Source organism: Pseudomonas sp. S3_A09, assembly GCF_054668065.1.
In genome coordinates, this window is sequence record NZ_CP162752.1 from 1,452,670 (window position 1) to 1,466,686 (window position 14,017).

Annotated in this window: 11 protein-coding genes; 4 read left to right on the forward strand and 7 right to left on the reverse strand. The window is 60.3% G+C overall.

Features of this window, described 5'->3' with window-relative positions; genetic code table 11:
- Positions 1 to 255 precede the first annotated feature (255 nt).
- From guaA to AB4N92_RS06890, 4 genes are all read right to left on the reverse strand, one after another.
- Complete coding sequence (gene guaA / locus AB4N92_RS06875) at positions 256 to 1,833, reverse strand: glutamine-hydrolyzing GMP synthase (protein ID WP_010207938.1); 1,578 nt, start codon at positions 1,831 to 1,833, stop codon at positions 256 to 258.
- A gap of 80 nt (positions 1,834 to 1,913) precedes the next feature.
- On the reverse strand, positions 1,914 to 3,383 hold the full coding sequence (gene guaB / locus AB4N92_RS06880; protein WP_010207937.1) for an IMP dehydrogenase: 1,470 nt from the start codon (positions 3,381 to 3,383) through the stop codon (positions 1,914 to 1,916).
- A 152-nt stretch (positions 3,384 to 3,535) separates the two neighbouring features.
- Complete coding sequence (locus AB4N92_RS06885) at positions 3,536 to 4,084, reverse strand: hypothetical protein (RefSeq protein WP_044287834.1); 549 nt, start codon at positions 4,082 to 4,084, stop codon at positions 3,536 to 3,538.
- A gap of 137 nt (positions 4,085 to 4,221) precedes the next feature.
- Positions 4,222 to 4,989, reverse strand: a complete 768-nt coding sequence (locus AB4N92_RS06890; RefSeq protein WP_010207934.1) for a sulfite exporter TauE/SafE family protein — start codon at positions 4,987 to 4,989, stop codon at positions 4,222 to 4,224.
- 99 nt (positions 4,990 to 5,088) lie between these two features.
- Here AB4N92_RS06890 and AB4N92_RS06895 point away from each other — a divergent pair, with 99 nt between their 5' ends.
- The 4 genes from AB4N92_RS06895 to leuA all read left to right on the forward strand — a co-directional run bounded on the left by AB4N92_RS06895 (position 5,089) and on the right by leuA (position 10,197).
- Complete coding sequence (locus AB4N92_RS06895; protein ID WP_154846674.1) at positions 5,089 to 5,979, forward strand: LysR family transcriptional regulator; 891 nt, start codon at positions 5,089 to 5,091, stop codon at positions 5,977 to 5,979.
- 10 nt (positions 5,980 to 5,989) lie between these two features.
- Positions 5,990 to 7,369: an exodeoxyribonuclease VII large subunit gene (xseA, locus tag AB4N92_RS06900; protein WP_033898617.1), complete on the forward strand. Its 1,380-nt coding sequence runs from the start codon at positions 5,990 to 5,992 to the stop codon at positions 7,367 to 7,369.
- 3 nt (positions 7,370 to 7,372) lie between these two features.
- Entirely contained in the window at positions 7,373 to 8,194 is an 822-nt protein-coding gene (locus AB4N92_RS06905) for a M23 family metallopeptidase (RefSeq protein ID WP_010207926.1), read from the forward strand.
- Positions 8,195 to 8,517: 323 nt separating this feature from the next.
- Positions 8,518 to 10,197 carry a 2-isopropylmalate synthase gene (gene leuA / locus AB4N92_RS06910; RefSeq protein ID WP_010207924.1) on the forward strand — a complete coding sequence of 560 codons (1,680 nt, stop codon included), beginning with the start codon at positions 8,518 to 8,520 and terminating at the stop codon, positions 10,195 to 10,197.
- A gap of 176 nt (positions 10,198 to 10,373) precedes the next feature.
- Here the strand turns inward: leuA and AB4N92_RS06915 are convergent, their stop codons facing one another.
- From AB4N92_RS06915 to der, 3 genes are all read right to left on the reverse strand, one after another.
- A complete protein-coding gene (locus AB4N92_RS06915; RefSeq protein WP_021492274.1) occupies positions 10,374 to 11,165 on the reverse strand; it encodes an amidohydrolase in 792 nt (263 codons plus the stop codon).
- Positions 11,153 to 12,301: a pyridoxal phosphate-dependent aminotransferase gene (locus AB4N92_RS06920; protein WP_236267374.1), complete on the reverse strand. Its 1,149-nt coding sequence runs from the start codon at positions 12,299 to 12,301 to the stop codon at positions 11,153 to 11,155. Before AB4N92_RS06920 ends, AB4N92_RS06915 begins: the two co-directional genes overlap by 13 nt.
- A gap of 114 nt (positions 12,302 to 12,415) precedes the next feature.
- Positions 12,416 to 13,885, reverse strand: a complete 1,470-nt coding sequence (der, locus tag AB4N92_RS06925) for a ribosome biogenesis GTPase Der (protein WP_010207919.1) — start codon at positions 13,883 to 13,885, stop codon at positions 12,416 to 12,418.
- Between the last annotated feature and the right edge of the window lie 132 nt (positions 13,886 to 14,017).

The window sequence follows — 14,017 nt, forward strand, 5'->3', positions numbered from 1 at the left end:
ACGGAATCCAGCCTGACGACGATGCAAAACGCCCTCAAGCTCGGTTTCGCTGGGTGACGTGGGCTTCGTCAGCGGCACTGAAAAAATCTCAGTCCCGATGAGCGGCGCAGCGGCTGCCAATGAGACAGCACATCTATATAAAAATGTGCCTTGACGGATTCGGGCTGGCGCAGCTGGCTGAGATAATGTTTAACGCCTGTACCGACAAAAACAAAAGCCCGCTTTACGCGGGCCTTTGTTTATTGCGATGAGGGATCACTCCCACTCAATCGTCGCCGGCGGCTTGCTCGACACGTCATAGGTCACGCGCGAAATGCCTTCGATTTCATTGATGATACGGCCGCTGACAGTTTCCAGCAGTTCGTACGGCAGGTGTGCCCAGCGGGCGGTCATGAAGTCGATGGTTTCCACGGCACGCAGGGCCACGACCCAGGCGTAACGACGGCCATCGCCGACAACGCCAACGGACTTGACCGGCTGGAACACCACGAAAGCCTGGCTGACTTTGTGGTACCAGTCGGCTTTGCGCAGTTCTTCGATGAAGATGTGGTCGGCGCGACGCAGCAGGTCGGCGTATTCCTTCTTCACTTCACCGAGGATCCGCACGCCCAGGCCTGGGCCTGGGAATGGGTGGCGGTAGACCATGTCGTACGGCAGGCCCAGCTCCAGGCCCAGACGGCGGACTTCGTCCTTGAACAGTTCGCGCAGCGGCTCTACCAGCTTGAGGTTCATTTCCTCAGGCAGGCCACCCACGTTGTGGTGGGACTTGATCACGTGGGCCTTGCCGCTCTTGGCGCCGGCCGACTCGATCACGTCGGGGTAGATGGTGCCTTGGGCGAGGTATTTGATGTTGTCCAGTTTGCTGGACTGGGCATCGAACACGTCAATGAAGGTACGGCCGATGATCTTGCGCTTCTTCTCCGGGTCGGACTCGCCGGCCAGGTTGTTGAGGAACTGGTCCTCGGCGTTGGCGCGGATCACCTTGACGCCCATGTTCTCGGCAAACATAGCCATCACTTGCTCGCCTTCGTGCAGGCGCAGCAGGCCGTTGTCGACGAACACGCAGGTCAGTTGATCGCCAATGGCTTTGTGCAGCAGGGCGGCTACCACGGAGGAGTCAACGCCGCCGGACAGGCCGAGCAATACGTTGTCGGTGCCGACCTGGGCGCGCACCTGGGCGATGGCGTCTTCAGCGATTTTCGACGGGGTCCACAGGGCTTCACACTCGCAGATGTCGAGGATGAAGCGCGACAGGATGCGGCCGCCTTGCTTGGTGTGGGTCACTTCCGGGTGGAACTGCACGCCGTAGTAACGACGTTCGTCGCTGAACATGCCGGCGATCGGGCAGCTTGGGGTGCTGGCCAGGATGTGGAAGTCTTCCGGCATCTTGGTGACTTTGTCACCGTGGCTCATCCACACGTCGAGGCCGAACAGGCCGTCGGCGTCGATGTGGTCTTCGATGCCGTCCAACAGACGGCTCTTGCCGACCACGTCCACACGGGCATAACCGAATTCACGCAGCTCGGAGCCTTCCACCTTGCCGCCCAGTTGCTCGGCCATGGTCTGCATGCCGTAGCAGATGCCGAACACCGGTACGCCCAGGTCGAAGACCGCTTGCGGGCAGCGCGGGCTGTTGGCTTCGTGCACGGATTCTGGACCACCGGCGAGGATGACGCCTTTCGGTGCGAATTCGCGGATCGCTTCGTCGTCCATGTCGAACGGATGCAGTTCGCAGTACACGCCGATTTCACGCACGCGGCGGGCGATCAGCTGGGTGTACTGGGAACCGAAATCGAGGATCAGGATGCGGTGGGCGTGAATGTCGAGGGCCATGAAGTCAGTCTCGTCTAATGAATCAGAAACAACTCGGGGCTGAAGAACAGCCCCGGTTACTTAACATTTTGCTGGAAGCTTCAACCTACGCGGTAGTTTGGCGCTTCCTTGGTGATCTGCACGTCGTGGACATGGGATTCAGCCATGCCGGCGCCGGTGATCCGTACGAACTCTGGCTTGGTGCGCATTTCTTCGATGTCGGCGCTGCCGGTGTAGCCCATCGAGGAACGCAGGCCGCCCATCAGTTGATGGATGATCGCGCTCAGGGTGCCTTTGTACGGCACACGGCCTTCGATGCCTTCCGGTACGAGCTTCTCGGCGCCTGCCGAGGAGTCCTGGAAGTAACGGTCGGAAGAACCTTGCGCCTGGGACATGGCGCCCAGCGAACCCATGCCACGGTAAGCCTTGTAGGAACGGCCCTGGAACAGTTCGATCTCGCCTGGCGCTTCTTCAGTACCGGCGAACATCGAGCCCATCATCACGCAGGAAGCGCCGGCCACGATGGCCTTGGACAGGTCACCGGAGAAACGGATGCCGCCGTCGGCGATCAACGGAACGCCAGTGCCTTCAAGGGCGGCGGCGACGTTGGCGATGGCGCTGATTTGCGGCACGCCCACACCCGCAACGATACGCGTGGTGCAGATCGAACCTGGGCCGATACCGACCTTGACGGCGTCCGCGCCCGCTTCGGCCAGAGCCTTGGCAGCAGCGCCGGTGGCGATGTTGCCGCCGATCACTTGCACTTCAGGGAAGTTCTGTTTGACCCAACGCACGCGGTCGATCACGCCTTTGGAGTGACCGTGGGCAGTGTCGACCACCACCACGTCAACACCGGCAGCGACCAGGGCCGAAACACGGTCACCGGTGTCTTTACCAGTGCCGACCGCCGCGCCGACGCGCAGACGACCTTGGTCATCCTTGCTGGCCAGTGGGTAAGCCTTGGCTTTTTCGATGTCGTTGACGGTCATCATGCCTTTGAGGGCGAACTTGTCGTCGACGATCAGCACGCGCTCGATGCGGTGCTTGTGCAGCAGTTCGCGCACATCGTTCTTGTCGGCGCCTTCCTTGACAGTGACCAGACGCTCTTTCGGCGTCATCACTTCACGGACAGTGACTTCAAGACGGTTCTCGAAACGCACGTCACGGGAAGTGACGATGCCGACCAGGTCGCCATCGTGCAGCACCGGAACGCCGGAGATGTTGTGCAGACGGGTCAGGTCGAACAGGTCACGCACGGTGGCGTCGGCTTCGATGGTGATTGGATCTTTCACCACACCGGCTTCGTAACGCTTGACCTTGCGCACTTCGGCAGCTTGCTGCTCGATGGTCATGTTCTTGTGGATGATGCCGATGCCGCCTTCCTGAGCCATGGCGATGGCCAGACGGGCTTCAGTGACGGTGTCCATGGCAGCGGAAACAAGAGGAATATTCAGCTCGATGCCACGGGTTAGGCGGGTCTTGAGACTGACTTCGTTAGGAAGCACCTCGGAATAACCGGGCACTAGGAGAATGTCGTCGAATGTCAGAGCTTCTTGGCTGATACGCAGCATCGCGGGGGCTCCCGAGCGGGAAAATGGAAGCGCGCCATTATATACATGCACCCTGTCGGGCTCAATGTAAAACTCTGACAAACTTGGTAATACTGATAGATGGAGAAAATCTGCTGCCTTTCTGTCGGCGCGAGCTCGCACCTACAGACAGATTAAAGCTCGACTTTGACCCAACTCATCTTCTGGTCCAACCAATCGGCAAATTCGTCGATAAAGCTCTGCTTGAACCCCGCTTCTGCCCAGTTATTGAAGATGAATCCCAAGTTGGAAAACCCGCACTCCTGCAGGAAAAGGAACCCGTTGATGTCGTCTTCATGCCCACACAGCGGGCACGTGAAGTTGTCGGTGTGGCCGGGCATCCAGTCTTCCAGGCTTTCGAACAGCGCTTCGCCGACTTCCTTGCGGCATTCCGGGCAACCGGCTTCTTCGAGAAAGCCCTTGGCCGGCGTGTAGATGCAACGCTTGTAGATGATCTCCAGGCCGTTGATCGGCTCGTTGAACGGCAACGCCTCGGGGTACAACACCACAGCGCGGGCGCCGTCGGCCAAGGCATAGGCCATGCGGTTGCCGGTGCGGCCACAGGTGGTCAGCTCTTCCTTGATGATGTTCTTGCGCACCAGCCAGCGCACGATCGCCCGGGCGCGGGGTTCGTGGACGGGCAAGGTGGAGATTTTCGGAACAAGGATGCTTTGGGAATTCATGGGAGTCCTGCGGTGTGGCGTCTGACGCCATCGCGGGCAAGCCCGGCTCCCACGGTTGATCGCATTCCAGTGTGGGAGCCGGGCTTGCCCGCGATGGGGCCCTGAAGGCTGGCAGCTTAATCCCTGCTCCACACAGGTCAAGTACTCAAATACCGTCCAATCAATGCTATGCCACTGGCAAGCACCAGCCAGGTCACCAACCGCACAAACGCCTCGCGCGACATGCGCATCGTCAGCCTGCGCCCACACCACAGCCCCAGGGCCATCGCCGGCAACAGGCACAGCGCCAACATCAGCAGCGGCAGATCCGCATACACCCCGGCAACCAGGAACAGGCTCAGGCGCACCACCGTGCTGCAGCTGATCAGCGCGCTTTGCGTGGCACGCGCCGCGTCCTTGGGCAGGCGGCTGTTCAGGTAGATCGCATATAAAAAGCCACCACTGCCAAACAGCGCCCCAAACAACCCGCCAACCGTACCCATGGGAATCGACCAAGCGCTCGCGAGCTGCGTCGGTCGCGCTTTCACCGCCAAGCTGTAAATCGCGTAGGCACTGATAAACAGCCCCATCAATAGCAGCAATAGATCCGAGTGCAGATTGAGCAAAAACACCACGCCGAGTGTGCAACCGATAGCCATGCACGGCAGCAAGCGCAGCAATTCCGGTTTGTTCACGTCCCGCCGCGATTGCAGCAGGTTGCCAAACGCCGCGACAAAATCCAGCAGCACCAGCAGTGGGATGATCTTCGACAGCGGCATAAACAGTATCAGGATCGGCCCCGCGACCAGCGCTGTGCCGAAACCGGCGATGCCAAACACGATGTAGGCCACCACCACACCCACGCCGATCACCAACCAATCCGCACCACCAAACGACCACTGACTCATCAGCTCAACCGGGCTCATGGGTAATTCCTTATTAGAGATGGCCTTCACTTTAGCCAGCGGCCAGGGATGCGACTAATATCTTCAAAGCCCTCCACCCATCTCGAAAAGGCATGACGCGTGATATCCACCCGCCAACTGCGTTACTTCGTCGAAATTGCCGACAGCGGCAGCTTCAGCGCCGCCGCCGAGCGCCTGTTTGTGGCGCAGTCAGCCTTGAGCCGGCAGATCAAAGAGCTGGAAACACAGTTGCAAACGCCACTGTTCGAGCGCACTGCACGCCAACCACGACTCACTGCGGCAGGTGAAGCGTTCTACCCGCGAGCACGCAATCTGCTGAGCGAACTGCTCAAGGCCAGCGAGATGGCGACGCAGGTAGGTAATGGCGAACGGGGGACGCTGCGCCTGAGCCATTCGAGCACGGTGCCGATGAGCGGTCCATTGCTGCAGGGTATCAGCACCTGGCTGGAACGCTGCCCAGGGGTGTCGATGGATATCGTCAAACTGTCCTCCGAAGCGCAGCTGGAACAGATCGCTGATGGTCGCCTGGACGTTGGGCTGTTGCGCCTGCCCGTGTTGCGCCAGCGCGAAGGCGTACGCGTCGTGCCTTTATATAGCGAGCAGCTGTTGCTGGCGGTGCCGCCGAATCACGCACTCGCGCGCAGCCATTCGCCTATCGCACTGGAGCAGTTGAAGGACGAAGCGTTCATCTCGATTCCCCATCCCCAGCGCGGCGGCTTGAGTTATCTGTCAGCCGAATTGTGCATGCGTGCAGGATTCTTCCCCAAGGCCGCACGGGTGATGTCACGCAAGACCACCCAATTGCAGTTGATCCAGGCCGGCTTCGGTATTGCTTTGTTACCAAAATCCATGCAGGACATCGCCCCCACCAACCTGCACTTTCTGCCTCTGGCCGACCCGGACTGCCTCAGCACCGTGGCCCTGGCCTGCGTACAGACGCCAAGCGCGCTGGTGGAGCAATTCTGCCAAACCTTGCACGAATGCCTATAAACTGCCGCCCATGATTAAAGATCCTTTTGCCCGCCTGGGCCTGGACCGCGAAGTCCTGACTGTCAGCCAGCTCAACGGCCGTGCGCGGGTGTTGCTGGAAGACGTGTTCACCAATATCTGGGTCGAAGGCGAGATCTCCAACCTTGCCCGCCCGGCCTCTGGTCATGTGTATTTCACCCTCAAGGACAGCGGCGCGCAGGTGCGTTGCGCGCTGTTTCGCAACAACGCCGCGCGGGTGCGTCAGGCGTTGAAAGATGGCCTGGCAGTGAAGGTGCGCGGCAAGGTTTCGCTGTTCGAGGGCCGGGGTGATTACCAGCTGATCCTGGATACCGTGGAGCCCGCCGGTGATGGAGCATTGCGCCTGGCGTTCGATGCACTGAAGGAAAAACTCAGCGCCGAAGGCTTGTTCAGCGCCGAACGCAAAGTGCCGTTGCCGGCGCACCCTCGGCGCATTGGCATCATCAGTTCGCCGACTGGCGCGGTAATCCGCGACATCATCAGTGTGTTCCGGCGTCGCGCACCCAACATTGAACTGACGCTGATCCCGACCGCCGTGCAAGGCCGCGAAGCGATCCCGCAAATTGTGCGCGCATTGAAACTGGCAGATGCGCGTGGCTTCGATGCGCTGATCCTGGCCCGGGGCGGTGGTTCGCTGGAAGACCTCTGGTGTTTCAACGAAGAAGCTGTGGCCCGTGCGGTGGACGCTTGCGTCACGCCAATCGTCAGCGCTGTCGGGCATGAGACCGATGTGTCCATCAGCGATTTCGTGGCCGACGTCCGCGCCCCGACGCCCTCCGCTGCAGCGGAATTGCTCGCGCCGGACGCCAGCCATCTGGTGCGCCAGGTCGAGAACCTGCATCGCCGCCTGGTGATGCTGATGCGCAACCGCCTGAGCCACGACCGCCTGCGCCTGGAGGGCATGGCGCGACGTCTGCGTCACCCTGGCGAGCGCCTGCGCCAGCAAGCCCAGCGCCTGGATGATCTGGACATGCGCCTGCGCCGAGCTTTCGAGCGCAGCCTCAATACCCGCCGTGAGCGCCTGATCCGCCTGGAAACCCGCCTCGCCGGCCAACACCCTGGCAGGCAACTTGCGCTGCTGCGCCAACGCCTGGACAGCCTCGCCGAACGCCTGCCCCGCGCCATGCGCGAAGGCCTCAAGGCGCGGCGCCTGCAGCTGCAAAGCCAGATGCAGACGCTGCACGTGGTCAGCCCGCTGGCGACCCTGGGCCGTGGTTACAGCATCCTGCTGGACGAACGCGGCCAGGCCATTCGCAATGCCGCCCAAACCCACACCGGCCAGCGCCTCACCGCACGTCTCGGTGAGGGCCAATTGCAAGTGCGGGTGGAAGACAACCACCTGACACCCGTCACCCTTTCGTTATTGGACTAACTGATGCCACGCCTCTTTAGTGTGTTGATGCTGCTGTGCCTTGCCTTTAATGCTCACGCCGATAGCTACATCATCCGCACCTTGAACAAGCCGGTGCCGGGTGGGGTTGCCGTGGTCGAACTGGGCCCTTCCGCCGCTGCGCCCAAAGCCACGTACCAGGGCAAGCCGGTGTTGGTGGTGAAGGAGGCGGACAACTGGCTGGCGATTGTCGGCATTCCGTTGACGGTCAAGCCCGGCAATGAACGTATCACCAGCGGCGGGCGCAACCTGCCGTTTATCGTCGGCTACAAGAAGTACCCCGAACAGCGCATCACCCTGAAAAACAAAAGCCAGGTGAATCCCGACCCGGCGCAGCTCAAGCGCATCGAGGCGGAACTGGCGGTGCAGATCAAGGCTTACCGCAGTTTCAGCCCGAACCTGCCGAGCAACTTGGTGTTGGACAAACCCGTAAACGGGCCACTGTCGAGCAAGTTTGGCGTGCGGCGGTTCTTCAACGGTGAGGAGCGCAACCCCCATTCAGGCCTGGACTTTGCCGTGCCGGCCGGTACACCGATCAAGACGCCGGCCAACGGTAAAGTGATTCTGGTGGGCAACTACTTCTTCAACGGCAATACCGTGTTCGTCGACCACGGACAGGGCTTTATCAGCATGTTCTGCCACATGTCGAAGATCGACGTGAAAGTCGGTGATCAGCTCACGCGTGGCACGGTGGTTGGCAAAGTCGGCGCCACGGGCCGCGCGACCGGGCCGCATATGCACTGGAACATCAGCCTGAACGATGCACGGGTCGACCCGGCGATCTTTATCGGCGCGTTCCAGCCCTGAAATGCTCGATTGCGCGCCTGATAATGGGCGCGCAATTAAAACCAGCCCTCGACACATCTTCAGGCACAAAATCTCGTTTCCTACGTAGATAGCAGAACTTCTCTCAATTTTTCGCGACTGCTTGCCATCTTTCACCCCGGCGGTTAGGGTTGAGCTTATGAAAACCTCTCACACCCTCATTCAGCTCCGCCAGCACCGCAGTTTGTGCCTCGTCAGCGCACGACTGCCAGGCTGAATCGATCTGCCTCGCCTCTAAAAAGCATCCCAAAAACAGTTCCACGGCAGGCCGCCTTTTCTCGGCCCCTACAACAAAGGATTTCCCGATGAGCATGCTCAAAGACCCGTCTTCGAAGTACCGCGCGTTCCCGACCATCGACATCCCGGACCGCACCTGGCCGTCGAAGACCATCACTGAAGCGCCGATCTGGTGCAGCTCCGACCTGCGTGATGGCAACCAGTCACTGATCGAGCCAATGGATGCGGTGAAAAAACTGCGTTTCTGGAAGACCCTGGTCGCCGTCGGCGTGAAGGAAATCGAAGCCTCGTTCCCGGCCGCCTCGCAAACCGACTTCGACTTCGTACGCACCCTGATCGAAGACAACCACATCCCCGAGGACACCACCATTCAGGTGCTGACCCAGGGCCGTGAAGACTTGATCGCACGTACCTTCGAATCCTTGCGCGGTGCCAAGAAAGCCATCGTGCACTTGTACAACGCCACGTCGCCGTCCTTCCGCCGCATCGTGTTCAACCAGGACAAGGAAGGCATCAAGGCCATCGCGGTCAACGCCGCCAAGCTGTTCGTCAAGTACGCCGCTCAGCAGCCGGAAACCCAGTGGACCTTTGAATACTCCCCGGAGACCTTCAGCGCTACCGAGCTGGAGTTCGCCAAGGAAGTGTGTGACGCGGTGATCGAGGTGTGGAACCCGACGCCTGAGCACAAGATGATCCTCAACCTGCCGGCCACCGTGGAATGCGCCACGCCGAACATCTATGCCGACCAGATCGAGTGGTTCGGTCGTCATATCAACCGTCGTGACAGCGTGATCATCAGCCTGCACACCCACAACGACCGTGGCACCGGCGTGGCCGCCACCGAGCTGGGCCTGATGGCCGGCGCCGACCGAGTCGAAGGCTGCCTGTTCGGCAACGGCGAGCGTACCGGTAACGTCGACCTGGTCACCGTGGCCCTGAACATGTACACCCAGGGCCTCGACCCGCAACTGGACTTCTCCGACATCGACGGCGTGCGCAAGGTCGTCGAGGAGTGCAATCAGATTCAGGTGCACCCACGTCACCCCTACGTCGGTGATCTGGTGCACACCGCCTTCTCCGGCTCTCACCAGGACGCGATCCGCAAGGGCTTCTCCCAGCAGAAAGACGATGCGCTGTGGGAAGTGCCGTACTTGCCGATCGACCCAGCCGACATTGGCCGCAGCTACGAGGCGGTGATTCGTGTGAACAGCCAGTCGGGCAAAGGCGGCATCGCCTACCTGCTGGAGCAGGAATACGACATCAGCTTGCCGCGTCGCATGCAGATCGAGTTCAGCCAAGTGGTACAGGCCGAAACCGACCGCGTGGGCCTGGAGATGACAGCGCCGCAGATCTACGCCTTGCTGCAGCGTGAGTACCTGCAAGCCAATACGCCGTACGCGCTGGTCAGCCATCGCCTGCAAGAAGAAAACGGCAACAGCTTTGTCGAGGTAGAAGTCTCCGGCAAGGGCCAGGGCGAAACCAACCTGCACTGGAAAGGCAAAGGCAATGGCGCGCTGGAAGCGCTCGTGGCGGGCCTGCCGATTGGTGTGGAGATCATGGACTACAACGAACATGCAATCGGTGCGGGCACCAATGCTAAAGCGGCGGCCTACATCGAGCTGCGCGTGAACGGTGAGCGTCCGGTGCATGGTGTGGGTATTGATGAGAACATCACCACCGCCAGCTTCAAGGCGCTGTTCAGTGCGCTGAATCGCTCGTTGAGCCAGCAGGAAGCCAAGGCGGCGTAACTGGCTGCTGAAATATGAAAGGCCTCTGGGTGAGAATCCAGGGGCCTTTTTTGCTTTGGGTTGTGGGTGATGCTGATGGCCTCTTCGCGAGCAAGCCCGCTCCCACATTTTGACCGTATTCCTACAGGATAAACGCGGTCAAGTGTGGGAGCGGGCTTGCTCGCGAAGGCGGTGCTTCAGACAAACTGAAAAGTATCGGCGTCCAAGTTCGCGGGAAACCGCGTGCGGTAAGCCGCCAATTCCGCCGCATCCAGGTTCACTTGGAACACCCCGTCCGCCTCCCCCGCACTCAGCAGGGTCTCACCCTGGAAGTCCAACACCTGGCTGTCCCCAGTGTAGGCAAAGCCCTTCCCATCCGTGCCCACCCGATTCACTGCCGCCACGTAGCACAGGTTTTCAATAGCCCGCGCCGGCAGCAGCCGGTTCCAGTGTGAACGCCGCGCACCCGGCCAGTTGGCGGTGTACAACAGTAGGTCAGTGTCCTGAGCGTCGCGACTCCACACCGGAAAGCGCAGGTCGTAGCAGATCAACGGGCGAATACGCCAGCCCTTCAATTCGAACTGCACCTGGCGTTCGCCGGGGGTGTAATGATTGTGTTCACCGGCCATGCGGAACAGATGGCGCTTGTCGTAATGCAGCACCTCGCCATCCGGACGCGCCCATAACAAGCGGTTGCGGTGGCTGCCGTCCGCGGCCTGGATGATCACACTGCCGGTGATCACCGCGTTGTACTTCGCCGCCTGGGCCTGGAGCCAATGATGGGTCGGGCCGTACTCAGGCTCCGCGAGGGTTTGTGACTCCATCGAGAAGCCGGTGGTGAACATCTCCGGCAGCACAATCAGGTCGGCGCCTTGGGCTTGTTCAAGCAGCAGCTCGAAGTGTTCAAGGTTGGCTTGGCGGTCATGCCAGGCCAGGTTGGTCTGGACCAGGGCGATGTTCAGGTTCGGCAGTGCACTCAGATCACGCATAGTTTTTCCGCCGCTTGGCGCAGCGTTTCCTCGCGTTTGGCAAAGCACAGGCGCACCAGGCGCTGGCCTTGGGGTGGGGTCTGGCAGAACACCGAGACCGGGATCGTTGCCACGCCGTGTTCGCGGGTCATCCACAGGGACATGGCGACGTCATCCAGGTCCGGGCGGATCTGTGAGTAATCCACCAGTTGGAAGTAGGTTCCTGTCACTCGGGTAAAGCTGAAACGGGACGCTGCCAACAGGTCGCAGAACAGGTCACGCTTGGCCTGGTAGAAAGCCGGGAGTTCCTCGACATGTTCAGGGTGTTCAGCCATGAAGTCGGCCAGCGCGTATTGCAGGGGGGTCACACCGCAGAAATTGACGTATTGGTGCACCTTGCGCAGTTCGGCAGTGAGGGCTGGCGGCGCGACCACATAACCGGTTTTCCAACCGGTGACGTGGTAAGTCTTGCCGAAAGAGCTGACCACGAACGCCCGTGGGTAGAGTTCTTCGTGCGCCAACACGCTGACATGAGCCACGCCGTCAAATACCAGGTGTTCGTAGACTTCATCGCTGACCAGGTAGATGTCGCGGTCACGGATCAATTCGGCCAACTGGTCCAGCTCAGCGCGGCTGATCAAGGCACCTGTCGGGTTGTGGGGGGTATTGAGAATGATCATGCGCGTGCGCGGAGACAGCGCCGCCTTTATTTTCTCGAAGTCGAGGGCAAAGCCGCTCAGGCTCAGTTGCACATGCACGCAGCGACCACCGGCCAGCTCCACTGAAGGCTCATAGCTGTCGTAGCTGGGGTCGAACACGATCACTTCATCGCCATTACGAATCACCGCGTGGATCGCGCAGAAGATTGCCTCGGTGGCGCCAGGGGTGATGGTCACTTCACTGTCGGCATCGACCGTGGCCCCGTAACCGCGGGCGATCTTGGCGGCCACTTGCTGCCGCAGCACCGGCAGGCCGGTCATTGGCGCATATTGGTTATGCCCAAGGGCGATATGCTTGCCCACCGCGTCGAGCAAACCCTGGGGGCCATTGAAGTCCGGGAAGCCTTGGGACAGGTTGAGCGCGCCGGTTTCGGCAGCGAGTTGCGACATGGTGGTGAAAATAGTCGTGCCGACATTCGGCAGCTTGCTGGTGATCATCGGAAGCCCCTGCAGGTGAGCCCCAAGTTTTAAGCTGCCGACCGCATCGGGTCAAGGCACAAACCGTCGCGCACAAAAAAGGGCTCATCAAGAGCCCTTTTTGCGAGGTCGGAATCAGCGCTTGTCGCGGCGCTTCTTGTCGGCCTTTTTGTGGTGAGTCATCAAACGACGCTTCTTGTTCACCTGACGGTCAGTCAGTGTGTTCTTGTTGCCTTCGTATGGGTTCTCGCCACCCTTGAACTCGATACGGATCGGCGTACCGACCAGTTTCAAGACACGGCGGTAGGTGTTTTCCAGGTAACGCACATAGGACTTCGGCACCTTCTCGATCTGGTTACCGTGGATCACGATAATCGGCGGGTTGGCACCACCCAAGTGGGCGTAACGCAGTTTGATCCGGCGGTTGTTGACCATCGGCGGCGCGTGCTCGCCAACGGCATCTTCCAGGATCTGGGTCAGGCGGTTGGTCGGCCAGCGGGTGACGGCAGACTTGAACGAGTTCTGTACGGACGCGTAGAGGTTGCCCACACCGGTGCCGTGCAGTGCCGAGATAAAGTGGATATCGGCGAACTCGACGAAGAACAACCGACGCTGCAGCTCAATCTTGACGAAATCGCGCTCGCTCGGCGTCATGCCGTCCCACTTGTTGATCGCGATCACCAGTGCCCGACCGGCCTCCAGGGCGAAGCCCAGCAGGTTGAGGTCGTGGTCCACCACGCCTTCGCGGGCGTCCATCACGAAGATCACCACGTTGGCGTCTTTGATCGCTTGCAGGGTTTTCACCACCGAGAACTTTTCAACTTCCTCGTGGATCTTGCCGCGCTTGCGCACACCGGCGGTGTCGATCAGCGTGTACTTTTCCTCGTTACGTTCGAACGGGATGTAGATGCTGTCGCGGGTGGTGCCGGGTTGGTCGTAGACGATGACCCGGTCTTCACCGAGCATACGGTTGACCAGCGTGGACTTACCAACGTTTGGACGGCCGATGATGGCGATCTTGATACCGTCTTTTTCACTCGGGCCTGGAATGCGCTTGGCTTCCTCACCTTCGGCGACGATCTCTTCCTCACCCTCTTCTTCCTCGGCGTTATCCTTCGGAAAGCTGCTGAGGGCAATTTCCAACATCTGGGTAATGCCACGACCGTGGGCACCGGCGATCGGGATCGCATCGCCCAGGCCCATCGGGCTGAATTCGGCACGGGCCAGTTCAGGATCGATGTTGTCGATCTTGTTGGCGACCACGTAGGAACGCTTGTTGCGTTTGCGCAGGTGCTCGCCAATCATCTGGTCGGCGGCGGTATAGCCTGCACGGGCGTCCACCAGGAACAACACGACATCGGCTTCTTCAATGGCCAGCAGCGACTGCTCGGCCATCTTCTCGTCCATGCCATGCTCATCACCGGAGATACCACCGGTGTCGACAATAATGTAGGAGCGCCCTTGCCACTTTGCCTCACCGTATTGGCGATCACGGGTCAGACCGGACAAGTCGCCGACGATGGCGTCGCGAGTCCTGGTCAGGCGGTTGAACAAGGTGGACTTGCCGACGTTAGGTCGGCCCACCAGGGCGATTACGGGAACCATGCGGCTCTCCACTTCGTTATTTCAGAAAATACAAAAGCCGCTGCAAGGCAGCGGCTGGTGCTCGGGGCAGCATCGTCAGATGCCGCATGCCCCGCCGAAGCGGGGCCGCCTGGGTGTTACCCCAAGCATAGT

What these genes read in the sequence shown, in the direction of transcription:
- guaA (WP_010207938.1), bottom strand. Translation starts at nt 1,833, where the DNA reads ATGGCCCTCGACATTCACGCCCACCGCATCCTGATCCTCGATTTCGGT.
- guaB (WP_010207937.1), bottom strand. Translation starts at nt 3,383, where the DNA reads ATGCTGCGTATCAGCCAAGAAGCTCTGACATTCGACGACATTCTCCTA.
- AB4N92_RS06885 (WP_044287834.1), bottom strand. Translation starts at nt 4,084, where the DNA reads ATGAATTCCCAAAGCATCCTTGTTCCGAAAATCTCCACCTTGCCCGTC.
- AB4N92_RS06890 (WP_010207934.1), bottom strand. Translation starts at nt 4,989, where the DNA reads ATGAGCCCGGTTGAGCTGATGAGTCAGTGGTCGTTTGGTGGTGCGGAT.
- xseA (WP_033898617.1), top strand. Translation starts at nt 5,990, where the DNA reads ATGATTAAAGATCCTTTTGCCCGCCTGGGCCTGGACCGCGAAGTCCTG.
- AB4N92_RS06905 (WP_010207926.1), top strand. Translation starts at nt 7,373, where the DNA reads ATGCCACGCCTCTTTAGTGTGTTGATGCTGCTGTGCCTTGCCTTTAAT.
- leuA (WP_010207924.1), top strand. Translation starts at nt 8,518, where the DNA reads ATGAGCATGCTCAAAGACCCGTCTTCGAAGTACCGCGCGTTCCCGACC.
- AB4N92_RS06915 (WP_021492274.1), bottom strand. Translation starts at nt 11,165, where the DNA reads ATGCGTGATCTGAGTGCACTGCCGAACCTGAACATCGCCCTGGTCCAG.
- AB4N92_RS06920 (WP_236267374.1), bottom strand. Translation starts at nt 12,301, where the DNA reads ATGATCACCAGCAAGCTGCCGAATGTCGGCACGACTATTTTCACCACC.
- der (WP_010207919.1), bottom strand. Translation starts at nt 13,885, where the DNA reads ATGGTTCCCGTAATCGCCCTGGTGGGCCGACCTAACGTCGGCAAGTCC.